This window comes from Variovorax sp. GW821-FHT10D07 (assembly GCF_059415325.1).
The window spans coordinates 174085-191500 of record NZ_JBWKMZ010000006.1 but is presented as its reverse complement, the minus strand read 5'-3'; the positions used below and the strand labels follow the sequence as shown (position 1 = coordinate 191500).

Below are 17416 nucleotides of genomic sequence, written 5' to 3'. Positions count from 1 at the left end.
TTCAAAAGGGCGCGACGGTCACTGGGGGTTCGGCCAATGGCCTGAGACAGTCACGATGAACTATCAGTGATTGACCAATGACATTGAGGGCCGAGGCGCGTTGAAAGACCCCGATCAGCTCGCCTTCCCCCGCCCCAACTTCTTCACTCCCTCGGCACGCCCCGCAGCCGCCGAAGCCTGCCCGACCTGCATCTGCTCCACCCACAGCAAGGTGTCCACATAGGTCATGAAGCGATTGAGGTACTCGGGCGAGAGATCGCGCATGAGGATCAGCGCGCGGTGCACGAGGTGGTGCGAATTGAGCGGACCCGCGTTCTCGGGCATCTTCGCGAGCGACTGCGTGAGCCGGCGATCGGCGCTCAGGCGCGACCAGGTGCCGCGGAAGTAGCGCATGGTCTTGAGCTCGGCGGGCGCGGCGGCGGACGAGGCGAGGCTCGCCGACGTGGCGCGAGCCGGCACGGCACCGCTTGGTGCCGGGGCTTCCTCGGGCAGCGGCGACTGACGCGCGATGTGTTCGACGAGCTCGGCGAGCGCGCCGCGCGGCAACGGCTGTGCCGCCGCGGCCGCCATCTCCGGCGCCGCCTTCTCGAAGTCCTCGCCATACGCGCTCAGCAGTTGCCGCAGCCGCTCGTCGAGCAGCCGCCTGGCCTCGCCACGCTGCGCCGCGGTGCGCTTCGCAAGCGTCTCGATGAAATGCAGCCGCACGGGATCGAAGCGCTCGGCCCCGCGCGCGCGCCAGGCCGCGACGGCCGCGAGCGGGTCGTCGTTCGCGTCGATGGGCGCGTCGCTACTCACGGGCCTTCGCTGCAGTGCCGGCGGTGCTCGCCGCATACGACGGCCGCGGCGTCGGCGCCATCTCCACGCGCCGGTTCTTCGCGCGGCCATCGGCATCGGCATTCGAGGCCACGGCCTGCTCGGCGCCGAAGGCGGCGGCGAACACGGAGGACGAGGGCACGCCTTCCTCGATCAGCGTGCGGGTCACGGTCAGCGCGCGCTGGGCCGAGAGCTCCCAGTTGTCGGCGAACAGGCGTGCGCCCTCGCGCATCTGGCGGTTGTCGGTGAAGCCGCTCACCATCAGGATCTCGTCGCGCGAACGCAGGTAGGTGGCCAGCGGCGCGGCGAGGCTTCTCAGCACCTGCCGGCCCTCGGGCTGCAGGTCGGCGGAATTGAAGGCGAACAGCACGCTGCCGCTGATGCCGATGCGCCCGTTGTTGAGCGTGACGCGGCCCGCGGCCAGCGGCCCGGCCAGCGCCTTCTCGAGCGCCTCGCGGCGCTGCGCCTCGGCCTGGCGCTGCTTGACCTCGGATTCGAGCTTGGCCGCGAGGTCGAGCTGCATGCCGATCGCGCAGACCAGGATCAGCACGAAGGCGCCGAGCAGGCCCGACATCAGGTCGCCGAAGACGGCCCAGACCGGCACGCTGGTCTCGAGACCCGCGTCGTCGATGTCCGCGTCCTGGCGCATCACGCCTCGCTGGCCACGGCGGCGGGCTGCCGGCTGGCGATCTGCTGCAGGTCTTCCACGATCTGCTTCTGCGACATGATGCTGAGGTCGATGACCTCGCGCGCCTGCGCCACGTAGTAGGCCAGCTGTTCGTCGCTGCGCGCCATCGACTTGCCGAGCGCGCCTTCCACGCGCTGCAGGTGCGCCACCAGCTTGTCGTTCGATTCGCCGAAGCGCTGCACCGCGAAGCCGAAGGTCTCGCCGAGGCTCGCGACCTCGACCGCGCTGCCCGTGACCTGCGCGGCCACCTCGGCCATCTTGCCGGTCTGCGTTTCCACCTGTTCGGCGAAGCGGCTGCCCGCGCGTTCCATCGCCTCGGCCGATGCCGCCACCAGCGCGTCGACCGCGCTGCGCTGCTCGGTCGACGCATGGTTGACCGCGTCGAGCAGCGTGCCCAGCGTCTCGAGCAGGCGGTTGCGTTCCTCGAGCATCGCGTTGTCGCGCGCCATGCTGTCCGACAGCTTCTGGCGCAGCTCCGACACCACCTCGGCGGCGGCGCGCGGCGCTTCGGCGGCGGCCTGCAGCAACTGCGCGATCTCGGTGACGGTGCGCTTGGCATGCGCCTCGTTCTGCGACGACATCTCGCCGGCGGTCTTCGTCAGCGCATCGAGCAACTGGCGCTGCTGGTCGGCGCTGTGCGCACCGGCCTGCTGCCATTCCTGGCGCAGCGCGCCGGCCATGGCTTCGAGCGAGCCGGTCCAGGCGGCGAGGCGCTGCTCGTCGCGCGAGGCGAGGTCGGCCTGCGTCTCGAGCAGCTTCTGCTGATGGTCGAGCGCATGGGCGCCGGCCTGCTGCCATTCACGCTGCAGCGAGGCGGCCATGGACTCGAGCGAACCGGTCCAGGCGGCGAGGCGCTGTTCGTCGCGCGACGAGAGGTCGGCCTGGGTCTCGAGCAGCTTCTGTTGATGGTTCAGCGCATGGGCACCGGCCTGTTGCCATTCCTGCCGCAGCGACGCAGCCATGGCCTCAAGCGATCCGGTGAAGGCCGCGAGGCGCTCCTCGTCGCGCGCGGCGAGATCGGCCTGCGTTTCGAGCAGCTTTTGCTGATGGCCCAGCACATGGCTGCCCGCCTGTTGCCATTCCTGTTGCAGCGATGCGGCCATCGCCGCGAGCGAGCGGGTCCAGGCCGACAGCCGTTCCTCGTCGCGCGAAGACAGATCGGCCTGGGTGTCGAGCAGCTTCTGCTGGTGGATCAGCGCCTGCGCGCCGGCCTGCTGCCATTCCTTCTGCAGGGCCGCGCCCATCGAGGTCAGCGATTCGGTCCAGGCCGCGAGGCGCTGTTCGTCGCGCGCGGCCAGCGCGGCCTGCAGCTCGCCCTGCGCGTCGCCCACGGTGCGCAGCAGCGAGGCCGCATGCGCCTCGAAGGCCGTGGCGGCGGCCGACAGCGCCTGCTGCGCGTCGTCCGAGAGCCTGTCGCTCGTCTCCTGATGCCGCGCAAGCGCCTGTTGCCAGGTGTCGGACACCTTGCCGACCGTGGTCTCGAGCCGCGTCGACACACCGTCGACCAGCGCGGTGGAGCGCTGCTCGAAGCTCTGCGCGAAGCCTTCGAGCGAACCGCGCAGGTCGCTCGACAGCGCCTCGCTGGTGCGCTGGTGCGCGGCGAGCGCGCCCTGCCAGGTGTCGGCCACGCGACCGGTGCTGGCTTCGAAGCGCGAGGACAGGCCTTCGAGCTGCTGCTGCACCGTCTGCGCGATGCTGCCGTGCAGCGAGGCGGTCTCGCGCGCGATGCCCGCCATGGTGGCCTCGACCACTGGCTGGATCGCGGCGCCGGCCACGCGCGCGCTCTCGATCAGGCTGTGCTTGAGCGACTGGTCGACCGAGCTCGCGAGGCCGGCGTAGACCGCCTCGGCCTTGCCGTGGAACTCGGCCTGGTTGCCGATCAGGCGCTCGCTGAGCACCTGGGTCTGGCGTTCCATCGCGCCCATCATGGCCTGCAGCTGGCCGACCAGCTCGGGCATCAGGTCGGCCTGGCGCTGCAGCAGCTTGAAGGATTCGTCGCGCCGGTGCGCCTGCGAATGCACGCGCAGGGTGCTCGCGATCTTCGCGTCGAGCGCCTGCGAGGCCTGCAGCCGCTCGCGCCGGCACAGCGCCGACACCAGGCCCAGCGCCGCCGAGGCGGCCACGCCGGCCACCGAGGTGCCGAAGGCGAGGCCGAGGCCGCGCACCGGGGCCGAGAGCGATTCGCGGATGGCTTCGAGGTCGGTCGCGCCCTGCAGCGCCGCGCCGGTGCCGTTGAGCGTGACCACCATGCCGAGGAAGGTGCCGAGCATGCCCAGCAGCACCAGCAGGCCCGCAAGGTAGGGCGCCAGCGCCGGCCCGGGCAGGCCCACGCGTTCGCCCTCGACGCGCAGGCGCACCGCGTTGCGCAGCGAGGGGTGCAGCGAGGCGAGCCAGTCGCCGAGGCTGGCCGGAGGCTCGGACAGCGCGTTCGTCGCCTGCACCAGCGAGCCCGTGGCTTGCTGGAAGCGATGCAGCTCGAGCCCGCCCATCAGGTAGAACGCGGCCACGAGCCCGGTGACGGCCAGCGCCAGCGTGTTCGTGCCGATGTAGCCGGCGCCGACCCAGCCGACGACGGCCAGGCCCGCGACGAACACGGCGTGATGGAGAAATCGGGTCATGTGGATCCAGTCAGCCCTTGTGACCGGTGCGCAGGGCTTCGAGCAGCCCGTCGACCGGTTGAAATCGAAAGTCCAGTTCGGCCTGCAGCACGTCCTGGATGTCCTTGCGGAAGACCGCGAGCCAGTCGGCATGGCCGCTGGCATCGGGGTCTTCCCCCGTCGTTTCCTCGCTCTGGCGGGCCTTGCGCAGTCGCGCGAAGCGCTTCTCGAGCGCCGCCGGCACGCTCGCCAGCAGGCTGCGTTCGCGCGCGCCCAGCACCTGTTCCATCACCACGTCGACGGCGGCGAGCCGCGCCATGTCGTGCGAACCGGCCGCGAGCCGCGCGCGCAGCCGGCCGCGCAGCGGGCCGATGGCCGTCTCCATCGCCTGCTGCCGCGCGAGGTAGCGCTGGCGCATCGGCGCGAAGTCGGGCGGCGTCTGGGCGTCGGCGGTTGCCGCGGCCGCGCGTGCCTTGGCGGGCGCGAAGCTGCCGTCCTCGGCGATCGCCTGGGCCAGCGCGGCGCGCACGCGCGCGCACTCGCTTTCATCGGCGCGCACCGAACCCCGCGGGGCCGGCGGCAGGCTGGCCGGCGTGCCGTTGAGGGCGGCCGACAGCGAGATCGCGTCGGTCCAGCCGAACCATAGGCTCAGCCGGTCCGCCGAAGCCTGTTCGGATTCGCGGATGTCGCCATCGGTCAGTCGGGAAAGCAAGCGGACGAGCGCCGAGCCGTTGAAACCAGTGCGCTGTGGAACGTGCGCCATGCCAGAGTCGGAAAAACCCGGCAGTCTACACCGCCGACCCTCGGGGGAATCCCGGGGGCGGGCCCGCTGGCAGTGGCGCGGACGGCGTTTCGCCAGGGGCGGCGCGGGCCGCCGAGGCGGCGGGAATTTTGTATCGAAATCCAACCTGCCCGTGCCGGGCCCGGCGCTCAGGCCGGGGGCTTGGGCAGCGCGTGTGCGAGCAAGGCCACGGCCGCCTCGACCGGCCGGTCCACCGCCAGGCCTTCGGCCCAGTCGAAGCGCAGCCCTTCGAAGGCCGCGCCGCCGGGCACCAGCCGCCTTGCGCCGGCCGCGCGCGCGCGGGCCGACAGCGCGCGCACCTGCGCGCGGAAGCGCTCGGGATCGGCCCGCAGCGCCGCACCGTCGCCATCGAGCGCGAACACGCCCGCCAGCAGGTGCGTCGCGCCTCCGGCCGCCACGCAGTCCGTGAGGATCGGCACCCAGGCCGCGCCCGCCGTGAGGATCGCGAAGCGCTCGCCGCGTTGCCGCGCGGCCAGGACGGCGGCCTCCGCCAGGCCGGTCACGGGCACGCCGGCGCGTTCGCGCAGTACCGCGAGCCCGGGGTCGCCGAAGCAGGCCAGCAGGATGGCGTCGGCGCGCGGCGCCTCGGCCAGCAGCGCGGGCATCGCGGCCGCTGCCGCGTCGTAGCTCGGGCGGTCCTTGATCACCGGCGGGCCGGCGGAGGCGGTCCAGCCGATGGCCTTCAGGCCCGGCGGCAGCAGCGCGCGGGCGGCCGAGACCACGGCCTCGGTCATCGCCTGGCTGGTGTTCGGGTTGAGCACCAGCAGCGTGGCGTCGCTCATCGCCCTTCGTCCGTGGATTGCGCGGCGCGCTGGCCGGCCCACATGCGCAGCAGCACGCCCACCACGTCCTGCGAGGGCGCGGCCGCGCCGGGGCGCAGCCGGGTCTCGACCAGCGACAGGTGCGAGCGCATCGCGCGCGCGGCACCGCCGCCGTCGCCCTTGAGCAGCGAGGTGAAGATGTCGCGGTGCTCGTCGCAGGCGCATTGCGCCGAATGCGGCGCCTCGTACATCGCCACCAGCATCGAGGTCCGGCTCACCAGTTCCTGCATCTGCTGCAGGATGAAGGTGTTGCCCGTGGCCTCGGCCAGGATCATGTGGAAGTCGGCCGACAGCCGCACCGAGGTGGCGCGGTCGCCCTCGACCAGCGCGGCCTGCTCGCGTTCCATGTGCTCGCCGAGGCGGCGCAGCGCCTCGGCGCCCGCGTTCTGCGCCAGGTGGGCGACGATGCCGCCCTCGAGGATGCGGCGCGCGTCGTAGATCGAGCGCGCCTGCTCGAGCGAGGGCGCGGCCACGAAGGCGCCGCGGTTCGGGATCATCTCGATCAGCCGGTTGGTGCCCAGCCGCAGCAAGATCTTGCGGATGCGCTCGCGGCTCACGCCGAAGACCTCGGCCAGCGCGGTCTCGCGCAGCGGCGCGCCGGGCGCCAGCGCGCCGGCCAGCAGCGCGCGCGAGAGCGTGTCGTAAACCGCGTCCTCGCGTTCCTTCATGCGGTGCTGCCCTCGTCGGTGTGCGCCAGCCAGTGGCGGGCGATGCGTTCGCGGCTGGTCACCCAGGCGCCGCCCTTGTCGTGGAGGTGGCGCAGGATGCGCTCGAGCGCGCCGATGCGCCCGGGCCGGCCGATCATGCGCAGGTGCAGGCCCACCGACAGCATGCGCGGCGCGTGGCCGCCCTCGCGCCACAGCCAGTCGTAGGCGGCACAGACGTAGTCGGCGAAGGCGTCGCCGGTATCGAAGCGCTGGGTGTTCTGGAACTGCATGTCGTTGGTGTCGAAAGCATAGGGCAGCACGAGGTGCGGCCGGCCGTCGACCGCCACGCGGTAGGGCGTGTCGTCGTTGTAGGCGTCGCTGTCGTAGAGGAAGCCGCGCTCCACCAGCAGGCGGCGCGTGTGCGGGCTCGGGTTGGAGCGCGTGTGCCAGCCCACGGGGCGGCGCCCGGTGGCGGCCTCGATCGCCGTGCAGCAGCGGTCGATGGCCAGCCGCTCCTCGTCGAGCGTGAGGTCGATGCCGCGCTCCCAGCGCCAGCCGTGCGCCGAGACCTCGTGGCCGGCCTGCGCCGCATGCCGCGCCAGCCACGGCGAGCGCTCCACCGCGCGGCCGCAGGCGCTGAGCGTGAAGTGCCCGCCATGCTGCTCGAACAGGTCGGCGATGCGCCAGTAGGCCACGCGCGTGCCGTACTCGAAGTGGCTGTCGATGCAGCGGTCGGGCACCGGCTGGCCGTCGATCACCTCGTAGATGGCCTCGTTGCGGCTGTCACCGTCGGTCATCGAGAACTCCGCGCCCTCCTCGAAGTTGACGACGAAGGAAACGGCCACGCGCGCCGCCTCGGGCCAGCGCACGGCGGGCAGGTCGCGGCCGTAGCCGATGAAGTCGCGCGTGGTGGCGGTGGTGTCGGAAGAAGTCGGATCGGCCATGGTCAGAACTGGGCCAGCCGGCGCAGGCCGACCAGCCTTTCGGCGATGAAGAGCACCACGGCGGCCAGCAGGATCAGGCAGGCCGAGATGGCGGCGATGGTGGGGTCGGGCGACTCCTCCAGGTAGTGCAGGATCTCGATCGGCAGCGTCTTGCTGCGCGCGTCGGTCAGGAAGATCGAGATCGGGTAGTTGTCCATCGAGGCGAGGAAGGCGAACAGCCCCGAGGTCAGGAAGGCCGGCGCCAGCGCCGGCACCATCACCTGCAGCAGCGCGCGCGGGCGCGACAGCCCCAAGGTCTGCGCCGCCTCGAGCAGCCGGGTGTCGAACAGCGCCAGGCTCGCATGCACCGTGCGCGTGACGTAGGGCAGGGTGATCACCACGTGCCCGATCAGCAGGCTCCAGAACACGTTGGCGAGCCCGACCGCGCGGAAGGCCTGCAGCAGCGCCACGCCGATCACCAGCCCCGGCATCATCAGCGGCGATACCAGGAAGGCCAGCAGCGCCTCGCGGCCGCGGAAGCGCCCCTGCTCGATCGCGATCGCGCACAGCGTGCCGAGCACCAGCGCCGCGAGCGTGGCGCCCGCGGCCACCGCGGCCGACAGCAGCACGGTGTCGGCCAGGCCCTCCTTGGCCAGCATCGCGCGGTACCAGCGCAGCGACCACTGGCCTTCGGGCAGGTTGAACACCGGCGAGGGGCTGAACGAGACCAGCACCACCACCACCAGCGGCGCCAGCATGAAGACCGCGGTCGCCGCCATCAGCAGCCCGCCCGCGATGCGGTTCCAGCGCGCGCTCATGTCGTGGCTCCTTGTGGCTGCCCGCGCGCCTGCAGCCGGCGCGTGAGCAGCGTGCTTCCCACGACCACCGCGACCGCGATGGCCAGCAGGATCACCGCCAGCGTCGAGCCCGACTGCCGGTCGCGCATGAACAGGTAGGCGCGCGCCAGCAGCGCCGGCAGCGTCTGGTAGCGGTCGCCCACCAGCAGCGCGGGGATCACGTACATCGACACCGCCATCGAGAACACGAAGGCCGAGCCCGCCACCACGCCCGGCAGCGACAGCGGCCAGGTCACGCGCACGAAGGCATGCAGCGGCTTCGCGCCGAGCGTGGCGGCGGCCTCGGCCAGGCGCGAGTCGATCTGGCGCGCCACCGTGAACACCGGCAGCACCATGAAGGGCAGGAACACGTGCACCGCGGCGATCACCAGCCCGCGCTCGTTGAACAGCAGCCGCGCGGGCTCGTCGACGAGGCCCAGGCCCAGCAGCACCTGGTTGACCAGGCCGTTGCTGCGCAGCAGGATGGTCCAGGCGAAGCTCTTGACCACCACGCCCACCGACAGCGGCAGGATCAGCGCAAGGAACATCAGCCCCTGCACCGGCAGCGAGGCGCGCGCCATGGCGAAGCCCACCGGGTAGCCGATCAACAGGCACAGCAGCGTGACGAGCAGCGCGATCTTCAGCGTGTTCCAGACCACGACGGCGCTGAAGGGATCGGTCGCGAAGCGCGCGTAGCCCGCGAGCGAGAAGCCGCCCTGTTCGCCCTGGAAGCTGGTGGCCAGCAGCGCGGCCAGCGGCAGCACGAACAGCAGCACGAGGTAGCCCGCGCCCGGCACGGCGAGCCAGCCCGGCGATCCTTCGGCACGGCGCATGCTGCCGCTCATGGCGCCGCCTCGGCCGCGAACAGCAGCGTGTCGGCCACCGGCCATTGCACCGACAGCGTCTCGCCGGGGCGCGGCGCCAGGTCGTCGTGCGCCGGGAATTCCGCGAGCAGCGTCGCGCCGCCGCCGGGCGCGCTGAAATAGACCAGCCGGTTGGCGCCGCGGTAGACGGTCTGGCTCACCACCAGCGAGAGCCGGTTCATGCCCGCGGCCGCGGGTTGCGGATCGCGGGAGGCACGCAGCCGCTCGGGGCGCACGCCCACCAGCACCTCGTGGCGCAGGCCGCCCGCGCCGACATCGCGCGCGCGCTCGGCCGGCACCTCGATCTCGCCGCAGGCGGTGCGCACGCGCGCGCCGTCGAGCGTGCCGCGCCATTGCGAAGAGAGGCCCACGAAGTTGAGCGCGAACTCGGTGCGCGGCTGGCCGTAGATATGTTCGGGCGCGTCGAGCTGCTCGATCGCGCCGCGGTTCATCACCGCGATGCGGTCGGACATCACCAGCGCCTCTTCCTGGTCGTGCGTGACGAAGATCGCCGTCATGCCCGCGTCGCGCAGGATCTGGCGCAGCTCGACCTGCATGGTCTCGCGCAGCTTGCGGTCGAGCGCCGACAGCGGCTCGTCGAGCAGGATCAGCCGCGGCCGCGTGGCGATCGCGCGCGCCACCGCCACGCGCTGCTGCTGGCCGCCCGACAGCGCCGAGATCGGCCGGTCCGCGAGCGCCGCGAGCCGCACCGAGCGCAGCGCCGCGTCCACCGCCTGCGCGAGCTCGGCGCGCGGCGTGCCGCGGGCCTTGAGGCCGAAGGCGATGTTCTCGCTGACCGTGAGGTGCGGGAACAGCGCATAGCTCTGGAACACCACGCCGATGTTGCGCTGGTGCGCGGGCAGCGCGGTCACGTCGCTGCCGCCCACGCGCACCGTGCCGGCGTCGCACGCCGCGAGCCCGGCGACGATGCGCAGCAGCGTGGTCTTGCCGCAGCCCGAGGGGCCGAGCAGCGACACGAATTCGCCGGAACCCACCTGCAGGTCCAGCCCGTCCACGACCGTCTGCGCGCCGTAGCGCTTGACGATCCCGCTCAGTTCGAGGGTGCTCATGCGTTGCTTCCCGTCGGGGCGCGCGGCGCGCGCCTCACAGCGCCATCTCGCGGTCCCAGCGCTCGACCCAGGCCTTGCGGTTCTCGGCGATGTAGGCCCAGTCGGGAATGAACACCTCGCCCTTGGGCAGGCCGGCCGGCGCGGCCACGCCGGTGTTGGTGGGCATGGCGAGCGAGATCTCGGCGATCTGCTGCTGCCAGGCACCGAGCATCGCTTCGACGAAGGCATTGGCGAGGTCGGCCTGCGGCCCGCCCCTGACCTTGGCGATGCCGGTCGGCATGGCCATGCCGCCTTCCTTCGGCAGCACGAAGTCGATCGGCGCGCCCTTGGCCTTGCGGTCGAAGGCGTTGAATCCGATCATGCCCGCGATGGCCGTGGCCTCGCCCTGCTCGAGCAGGTTCAGCGCCTGCGGCAGCTGGGTGTAGACGGTCAGCAGGTTGGGCTTGAGCGCCTTGAGCTTGCGGAAGGCGGCCTCGGGCTGGTACTGCGCATCCTTCATCGGCTTGCCGGTCTCGAGCGCGGCCGCCACCAGGAACATCGACAGGCCCTCGGTGTTCTGCAGCGAGGGGATCACGACCTTGCCCTTGTTGGCCGGCTCCCACAGCGCCGCGTACGAGGGCATTTGCTTGAGCTTGGCCGTGTTGACCGCCACGCCGGTGGTCGACTGCATGTAGTTGGCCCACATGCCGTCCATGTGGACCGTGCCGGGCTTGAGCTTCGCGAGGCTGGGGATGTCGCGGGCGGTGAGCGGCTCCAGCACGCCTTCCTTGACGGCCGGGATCATCACCGGGTCGTCCATCAGCACCACCGACATGTACTGGCGGCCCTTGTTGTTGACCATCTTCTCGAGGTTCACGAGCGAGCGCGTGCCCTCGAAGATCACCTTGCAGCCGGTCTGCTTCTCGAACACCGGGATCAGCGGATCGAGGAAGGCCTTGTGGCTGCCCGCGCCGCCGACCACGAGTTCGCGGCCCTTGCCCTGGGCGCGCACCCAGGCCGGCGCGGCCAGCGTGGAAGCGGCGAGGAGTCCCTGCCCGAAGGCGCGGCGCGAGAGGCCGGATGCTGAGCGATTCATCTGCATGTCCTTGGGGGGCGATGCCCCAAATGGGTGGATGGAAGGCCGTGGCAGCCGCCAGTCAGCCCAACAATTGTGCGCTCTTCAAAAGAAATTGTGCACAATTCATGCAGGAAGCCAAATCCGTGCCAACCCGCGGGTGCGGGTGTCGCGGAGAAAAGAGGGAAAGCGCTAAGCGCGCAGGCGACGTGCCGGCTCCGCCTCGTGCAGGTAGGCCGTGAAGGTGTCGCGCGGCGACGAGCCTGTGTGGCGCGTGAGGATCTGCCCGACCTCGCCGCGGTGGTAGCCGCCATGCGCGATCACGTGGCCCAGCATCTCCTCGCGCGACATGCGGCCGGCCGAGCCGTCGGTGAAGTCGAAGGCGAGCGGGGCCGCCAGGTCGTCGTCGCCGATCGCCTGCACGTGCGCGACGAACCAGCGGTCGTTGTCGCGCACCGCCTGCAGCAGGTGCCCGGGCGCCAGCCGCTGGGGCGAATGGGTGCCGGTGTAGGCATGGGGCCGGCCCTCGAGGTGGGCCCTGAAGATGCCGTCGACCGCATGGGCATGGTCGAGGGTGGCCCAGGCCGCCTCGAGGTCGTCCTCGGGCAGCGTGCCCCGCGCGGCCAGCAGGCCGGCGAACAGGCTCTCGTCGGCCCAGGCCTTGTAGCGGAACATCGAGGTCAGCAGCGTGCGTGCGCTCATCGGGGGTCTCCTGGCGAAGCGCCGCGGCGCGGCGCGCTTCGGGGCACGATGATCCCCGGCGCCCCTGGCGCGGTCCAATGAAATGCAACCGGCCCACTGATAAGAGCCCCGCATCAATGCAGGGCCTGGCCGGGCGGCCGATTGCGCGGGCGCGGCTTCATGGGCACGATGCTTGCGGATGCGTCGGCGTACGGCCGATCCGCATCCTCCACCTCCAAGGCAGCGCCGATGTCCTTCCTGTGGCCCGGTTACCTCTGGTTCCTGCTGGCGCTCGCGCCGCTGCCGCTGGCCTATGCCTGGCTGCTGCGGCGCCGCGGCCGGCTGGCCCAGCGCTATGGTCGGTTGCAGACAGAGGGCGCCGCGACGCTGCGGCGCGGCTGGCGCCGGCACCTGCCGCCCGCGCTGTTCCTGCTGGCCTGCGCCGGCCTGCTGTTCGCCGCCGCGCGGCCGGTGGCGCGGGTGCCGCTGCCCTGGGCGCGCACCTCGATCATGCTGGCGATGGACGTCTCGCTGAGCATGCGCGTGAACGACGTCAAGCCGACCCGGCTCGAGGCCGCGCAGGCCGCGGCCAAGTCCTTCCTGCGCGAGCTGCCGCGGCGCATCGAGGTCGGCCTCGTCACCTTCGCCGGCAGCAGCCAGGTCGCGCAGCGCGCCACGCTCGACCGCGACGCGCTCGCGGCCAGCATCGACGCCTTCCAGATGCAGATGGGCACCGCGGTCGGCGACGCGATCGTGCTGTGCCTGGCCGAGCTGTTCCCGCAGGACAACATCAGCCTCGGCGAGATGACCTTCGGCGGCAACGCGCCGCGCGGGCGCAGCCTGGACGACAAGGCGAAGCCGCCGCCGCGCCAGATCACGCCGGTGGCGCCCGGCTCCTACGATGCCGCGGCGATCATCCTGCTGAGCGACGGCCGCCGCACCACCGGCATCGACACGCTCGAGGCCGCGAAGATGGCGGCCGACCGCGGCGTGCGCGTCTACGTGATCGGCATGGGCACGCTCGACGGCGACATCGCCGCGCCCGACGGCATGGCGATCTACATGAAGCTCGACGAGCCCACCTTGCGCGAGGTGGCGCGCATGACCGGCGGCGAGTACCACCATGCCGGCACCGCCGAGGCGCTGCACGGCGTCTACGAGAAGCTCGGCTCGCGCGTGCAGGTGCAGCCGCGCGAGAACGAGCTCTCGGCCCTGCTGGCGCTGCTGTCGGCGCTGCTCGCGATCACGGGCGCGGGGCTGTCGGTGCTGTGGTTCGGGCGCATCGTCTGAGCCGCGGTTTGCCGCTCCCGCGCGGCGGCGCCACAATCGCGGCTGCACCCGCTGGCCCGCCGGCCACCGTGTCGCATCCACCGGCCGATCCTCCATGCAGCATTCCCCGTTCCTCCTGCGCACGCGCCCCATCGGCGCTGGCAACCTGCGCGCCTTCGAGGTCGTGGCGCGGCACCTGAACTTCCGCGCCGCGGCCGAGGAGATGTCGCTCACGCAGCCGGCCGTGAGCCGCCAGATCCAGGCGCTCGAGGAGGAGGTGGGCGTGCGGCTGTTCCTGCGCCACACGCGCGCGGTCGAGCTCACGAGCGCGGGCGCCTTGCTGCTGCTGTCGGTGCAGCAGGCGCTGCCGCGCATCGACGCCACCATCCGCCAGATCCGCCAGAGCGCGTCGCGCAAGAGCGTGGGGCTGACCACCTTCGCCTCGTTCGCCTCGATGTGGCTGATCCCGCGCCTGGAGGCCTTCCAGCGCGACCATCCCGACATCGACATCCGCATCGATGCCTCCGATGCGGTGATCGACCTCGAGGTCAGCGACATCGACCTCGCGCTGCGCTACGGCCGCGCCGAGCACATGCCCGAGGGCGCGGTGCGGCTGTTCGGCGAGCACCTCACGCCGGTGGCCAGCCCCTGGCTCATCAAGAGCAACCCGCCGATCGAGAAGCCCGAGGACCTCGCGCGCTTCACGCTGATCGAGGTCGGCGATGCGCACCCCAGCTATGTCGAGTGGCTGGTCTGGCGCCGCTGGTTCGAATCGAACGGCCTGGCCCGGATCCAGCCGCGCCGCTGGCTCTACTTCAACTACGACTACCAGATGGCGCAGGCCGCGCTGACCGGCCAGGGCGTGGTGCTGGCGCGCAGCCCGCTGATCGCCGAGAGCCTGGCCAACGGCGACCTGGTCGAGGTGCTGCCGCGCCAGCGCATGGATTCGCCGATGGCCTACTGGCTCGTGAGCGGCCCGCGCAGCGCCGGCCGGCCCGAGCTCCAGGCCTTCGGCGCATGGCTGCAGCAGCAGGCAGTGCTCACGCGCGCGGCGATCGGCGATGCGGTCGACGACGAGGCGCCGGTGGCACGGCGCCAGAGTGCCGCATGAACGCCGCATGAGCGCCGAGTGAGCGGCGGGCGCGGCAACAGCGTCTACGTCGAGCTGGCGCCGCTCGCGGCGCACCGCGCGCTGCTCGACCACCTGTTCATCCTCGTCGACGACGGCACCCTGACCGCGCCGGGCCGGCACCGCTTCGCCACGCCGTTCTCCGAGATCCGCTACCTGCGGCGACCGGACGACGACCCGCCATGGCAGGCCTCGTGGTCGCGGCCCGTGGCCGCCGCGCGGCCCCGGCAGCGCGCGCTCGCGGGCATGGTGGTCGGCTTTCGCGCGCATGCGCAACCATCGCCCGGCGCGTTGCCGGAACTCGGGCCGATCGGCATCGAGGGATCGCTCGACGCGGTGGTCCATGCGCTCGATGCGCTCGCGGCCGACCTGTGCCCACGTCTCGGCGGGGCACCGGCGATGGCTGCGGTGTCGCAACGCACGCTGCGGCGCCGCTTCGAGGCCAGTGTCGGCCTGGGCCCGAAGGCCTGGCAGGCGCTGCATCGTTTTCGCGGCGCGCTGCTCGACCTCGCGCGTTCGCCGGCCAGCCTCGCCGACACCGCGCAGGCGCGCGGCTATGCCGACCAGTCGCACATGTCGGCCGACTTCCAGCGCCGCGCCGGCACCTCGCCCGGTCGCTTCGCCGCGCGCTCGCGCGCCGAGGCCGGCGGCGATGTTGGCCGATTCTTCCAAGACCCGGCGCTGCGGCAGCGGGTACACACCCTGGTTTCCACGTGATGAACGGAGCGATTCCATGGTGCGAGAGACGATCGACCCCGCCGATGCGCAACGGGTGAGGGCCAGCTTCGAACGGCAGAACGCGATGCGCGCGCTCGGCATCGAACTGGTCGAGGTGCGGGCCGGCGAGGTCGAACTCGCGATGCCGGCCTCCGAGCGGCTGACCCAGCAGCACGGCTTCCTGCATGCGGGCATCGTCGCCACCGGGCTCGACAGCGCCTGCGGCTATGCGGCCTTCTCGCTGATGCCGCCCGAGGCGGCCGTGCTCACGGTCGAGTTCAAGATCAACCTGCTGGCCCCGGCGGCCGGCGAGCGCTTCGTGTTCCGCGCCGGCGTGACCAAGGCGGGCCGCACGATCAGCGTGAGCGACGGCCGTGCCTATGCGCTGCGCGAGGGGAAGGAGTCGCTGATCGCGACCATGACGGCCACGCTGATGGCGGTGGTGGGGCGCGAGGACATCCGGCACTGACGGGCCGCGGCGACCGCCACCATGGCGGGTGGGTCGAATGCTGCCGTCCGTTCAGAAGCTGAACGTTCAGGAGTTGTTCGGTGGCCGCGCGTGGATGGCATGAAGGGCGTCAAAAGGCCCTGAAAAGCCTCGAAACCATCGCTTTTGGCGTGCAAAACACGAGGTTTGGCGTTGGCACGGCGCTTGCCATGTCGTGTGCATGACCCCCACCACAGCCACCCCCGAAACACCCGGCGCGCACGGCGCCGATCCCGACGGCCGGCCCGCGCTTCGCGAGGGCGCGACCGGCAGCGCCACGCTCGTCGTCGCGCCGAAGCATCTGGCCAGCGCCTTCGCCGAAGAAAGTGGCGAAGCCTATCCGCAGGTGCTCGCCACGCCGGCCCTGGTCGGCCTGCTCGAGCGCGCCTGCGCGGCGATCCTCGTGCCCGCCCTGCGCGCGGGCGAGATGTCGGTCGGCCACCGGGTCCGGCTCGTGCATGGCGCGCCCACGGCGCCCGGCCAGGTGGTTCGCGCGAAGGCGACCTTGCTGCGCCGCGAGAAGCGCCTCTACGTGTTCGAGGTCGAGGCGCGCGACGACGCGGGCGTCGTGGCCACTGGCGAGCATTCGCGCGCGATCGTGCCGGCCGCCGCGGTCGAGGCCACGGCGCTGCGCCGCGCGAACGACGCCGCGGAGGCTGCGCGATGAGCACCGCCGCGATGCTGCATCCCGAGGTCGAGACGCTCGCGCCCGCGACCCTGCGTTCGCTGCAGGAAGCGCGCTGGACCGAGCAGTGGCGCTACGTGCGCACCAGCTCCGTCTTCTACCGGCGCAAGCTGTCGGGCTGGCTCGACCGCGCGCTCACGCTCGACGAGCTGCAGGAGCTGCCGCTGACCGAGAAGGACGAACTGCGCCTGAGCCAGGAGGCCGACTATCCGTTCGGCGACTACGTGGCCTGCGCCGAGAAGCGCGTGGTGCGGCTGCACCGCACCTCGGGCACCACGGGCCGGCCGCTGATCCTCGCCAATTCGCGCCGCGACGCCGAGATCGTGGCCGAGGTCGGCGGCCGCTCGATGTGGGCCTCGGGCCTGCGGCCCAGCGACCGCGTGGTGCACTGCCTCAACTACTGCATGTGGACCGGCGGCTTCACCGACCACACGACGCTCGAGGCGGCCGGCGCCACCGTGCTGCCCTTCGGCGTGGGCAACACGCGGCAGTTGATCGATGCCATCCTCGACCTGAAGATCACGGCGATCTCGTGCACGCCGTCCTATCCGGCGCTGCTCGAGAGCGTGCTGCGCCAGCACTATCCAGGGCTGCAGCCGGCCGACCTGGGGTTGAAGCTGGGCCTGTTCGGCGGCGAGGCGGGGCTCGACAACGCCGAGTTCCGCGCGCAGATGGAGGCACGCTGGGGCTTCAAGGTGCGCAACGCGAACTTCGGCCTGTCGGAGGTGATGAGCATCCTCGGCGGCCAGACCGACTGGACCACCGACCTGCTGTTCCACGCCGGCGACGTGGTGTTCGCCGAGATCCTCGATCCCGCCACCCTGCAGCGGCTGCCGATTCGCGAAGGCACGGTCGGCGAGCTGGTCTGCACCCACCTGCGCAAGGAGTGCCAGCCGCTGGTGCGCTACCGCACGCGCGACGTGGTGACGGTGACCGGCACCGAGCCCGGTCCCGACGGCCGCACCGCCTGGCGCTTCCGCGTCAGCGGGCGCACCGACGACATGTTCAACGTGCGCGGCATCAACGTGTTTCCGAGCGCGGTGCGCGCGGCGATCGAATCGCTGCCCGCGTTGAGCTCGGGGCACTTTCGCATCGTGCTGCGCGGGCCCGGCCCCTACGACCGCGTCGAGCTGCGTGCCGAAGCGGCCGCGGGGCTCGCGGCGGCCGACTGGGACGCGGCCGCGCGCCGCCTGGAGATCGCGGTGCGCGAGCGCGCGGGCGCCACTGCGCTGGTGGAGATGGTGCCGTTCGAGTTCTACGAACGCACCGACGGCAAGACCCAGTGGGTCGAGAAGCACTGAAGACCCGCCAGGGACCAACGAACGAACGAGCAA

General features: G+C 71.9%; 18 protein-coding genes. 6 read left to right on the top strand and 12 right to left on the bottom strand.

Going from position 1 to position 17416, the window contains the following annotated elements; all coding sequences use genetic code 11:
* Window positions 1-114: 114 nt before the first annotated feature.
* The 12 genes from AC07PU_RS19720 to AC07PU_RS19665 form a co-directional block, all read right to left on the bottom strand.
* Window positions 115-795 (bottom strand): DUF2894 domain-containing protein, encoded by a 681-nt coding sequence (locus AC07PU_RS19720; RefSeq protein ID WP_495319717.1) that lies wholly within the window; start codon window positions 793-795, stop codon window positions 115-117.
* A complete protein-coding gene (locus AC07PU_RS19715) occupies window positions 788-1462 on the bottom strand; it encodes an OmpA family protein (RefSeq protein ID WP_495319715.1) in 675 nt (224 codons plus the stop codon). Before AC07PU_RS19715 ends, AC07PU_RS19720 begins: the two co-directional genes overlap by 8 nt.
* The gene (locus AC07PU_RS19710; RefSeq protein WP_495319713.1) at window positions 1462-4119 is read right to left on the bottom strand and encodes a DUF802 domain-containing protein; all 2658 of its coding nucleotides are present in this window, start codon (window positions 4117-4119) and stop codon (window positions 1462-1464) included. The genes AC07PU_RS19715 and AC07PU_RS19710 overlap by 1 nt, the downstream gene beginning before the upstream one ends.
* Window positions 4120-4129: 10 nt before the next feature.
* The gene (locus AC07PU_RS19705; protein ID WP_495319711.1) at window positions 4130-4861 is read right to left on the bottom strand and encodes a DUF3348 domain-containing protein; all 732 of its coding nucleotides are present in this window, start codon (window positions 4859-4861) and stop codon (window positions 4130-4132) included.
* Window positions 4862-5028: 167 nt separating this feature from the next.
* The gene (locus tag AC07PU_RS19700; RefSeq protein WP_495319709.1) at window positions 5029-5682 is read right to left on the bottom strand and encodes an aspartate/glutamate racemase family protein; all 654 of its coding nucleotides are present in this window, start codon (window positions 5680-5682) and stop codon (window positions 5029-5031) included.
* Window positions 5679-6389 carry a GntR family transcriptional regulator gene (locus AC07PU_RS19695; protein WP_495319706.1) on the bottom strand — a complete coding sequence of 237 codons (711 nt, stop codon included), beginning with the start codon at window positions 6387-6389 and terminating at the stop codon, window positions 5679-5681. The genes AC07PU_RS19700 and AC07PU_RS19695 overlap by 4 nt, the downstream gene beginning before the upstream one ends.
* Window positions 6386-7312, bottom strand: coding sequence for a polysaccharide deacetylase family protein (locus tag AC07PU_RS19690; protein ID WP_495319704.1), 927 nt, complete (start codon window positions 7310-7312; stop codon window positions 6386-6388). The genes AC07PU_RS19695 and AC07PU_RS19690 overlap by 4 nt, the downstream gene beginning before the upstream one ends.
* A 2-nt stretch (window positions 7313-7314) precedes the next feature.
* Window positions 7315-8109: an ABC transporter permease gene (locus AC07PU_RS19685; RefSeq protein WP_444813603.1), complete on the bottom strand. Its 795-nt coding sequence runs from the start codon at window positions 8107-8109 to the stop codon at window positions 7315-7317.
* Window positions 8106-8972, bottom strand: coding sequence for an ABC transporter permease (locus AC07PU_RS19680; protein WP_495319701.1), 867 nt, complete (start codon window positions 8970-8972; stop codon window positions 8106-8108). The genes AC07PU_RS19685 and AC07PU_RS19680 overlap by 4 nt, the downstream gene beginning before the upstream one ends.
* Window positions 8969-10060: an ABC transporter ATP-binding protein gene (locus tag AC07PU_RS19675; protein ID WP_495319699.1), complete on the bottom strand. Its 1092-nt coding sequence runs from the start codon at window positions 10058-10060 to the stop codon at window positions 8969-8971. The genes AC07PU_RS19680 and AC07PU_RS19675 overlap by 4 nt, the downstream gene beginning before the upstream one ends.
* Window positions 10061-10094: 34 nt before the next feature.
* Window positions 10095-11135 carry an ABC transporter substrate-binding protein gene (locus AC07PU_RS19670; protein WP_203207657.1) on the bottom strand — a complete coding sequence of 347 codons (1041 nt, stop codon included), beginning with the start codon at window positions 11133-11135 and terminating at the stop codon, window positions 10095-10097.
* A gap of 171 nt (window positions 11136-11306) precedes the next feature.
* Window positions 11307-11816, bottom strand: coding sequence for a DinB family protein (locus AC07PU_RS19665; RefSeq protein ID WP_093345409.1), 510 nt, complete (start codon window positions 11814-11816; stop codon window positions 11307-11309).
* A gap of 228 nt (window positions 11817-12044) precedes the next feature.
* On the opposite strand from AC07PU_RS19665, the gene AC07PU_RS19660 reads away from it, so the two are divergent.
* The 6 genes from AC07PU_RS19660 (at window position 12045) to AC07PU_RS19635 (ending at window position 17383) form a co-directional block, all read left to right on the top strand.
* Window positions 12045-13085, top strand: a complete 1041-nt coding sequence (locus tag AC07PU_RS19660) for a VWA domain-containing protein (protein ID WP_495319696.1) — start codon at window positions 12045-12047, stop codon at window positions 13083-13085.
* 94 nt (window positions 13086-13179) lie between these two features.
* On the top strand, window positions 13180-14175 hold the full coding sequence (locus AC07PU_RS19655; RefSeq protein WP_208510119.1) for a LysR substrate-binding domain-containing protein: 996 nt from the start codon (window positions 13180-13182) through the stop codon (window positions 14173-14175).
* 18 nt (window positions 14176-14193) lie between these two features.
* The gene (locus AC07PU_RS19650) at window positions 14194-14910 is read left to right on the top strand and encodes a helix-turn-helix transcriptional regulator (protein WP_495319693.1); all 717 of its coding nucleotides are present in this window, start codon (window positions 14194-14196) and stop codon (window positions 14908-14910) included.
* A gap of 16 nt (window positions 14911-14926) precedes the next feature.
* Window positions 14927-15379, top strand: coding sequence for a PaaI family thioesterase (locus tag AC07PU_RS19645; protein WP_296783700.1), 453 nt, complete (start codon window positions 14927-14929; stop codon window positions 15377-15379).
* A 199-nt stretch (window positions 15380-15578) separates the two neighbouring features.
* Window positions 15579-16064 carry a thioesterase family protein gene (locus AC07PU_RS19640; protein WP_495319691.1) on the top strand — a complete coding sequence of 162 codons (486 nt, stop codon included), beginning with the start codon at window positions 15579-15581 and terminating at the stop codon, window positions 16062-16064.
* On the top strand, window positions 16061-17383 hold the full coding sequence (locus AC07PU_RS19635; RefSeq protein WP_495319689.1) for a phenylacetate--CoA ligase family protein: 1323 nt from the start codon (window positions 16061-16063) through the stop codon (window positions 17381-17383). Before AC07PU_RS19640 ends, AC07PU_RS19635 begins: the two co-directional genes overlap by 4 nt.
* The last annotated feature ends 33 nt before the right edge of the window (window positions 17384-17416 follow it).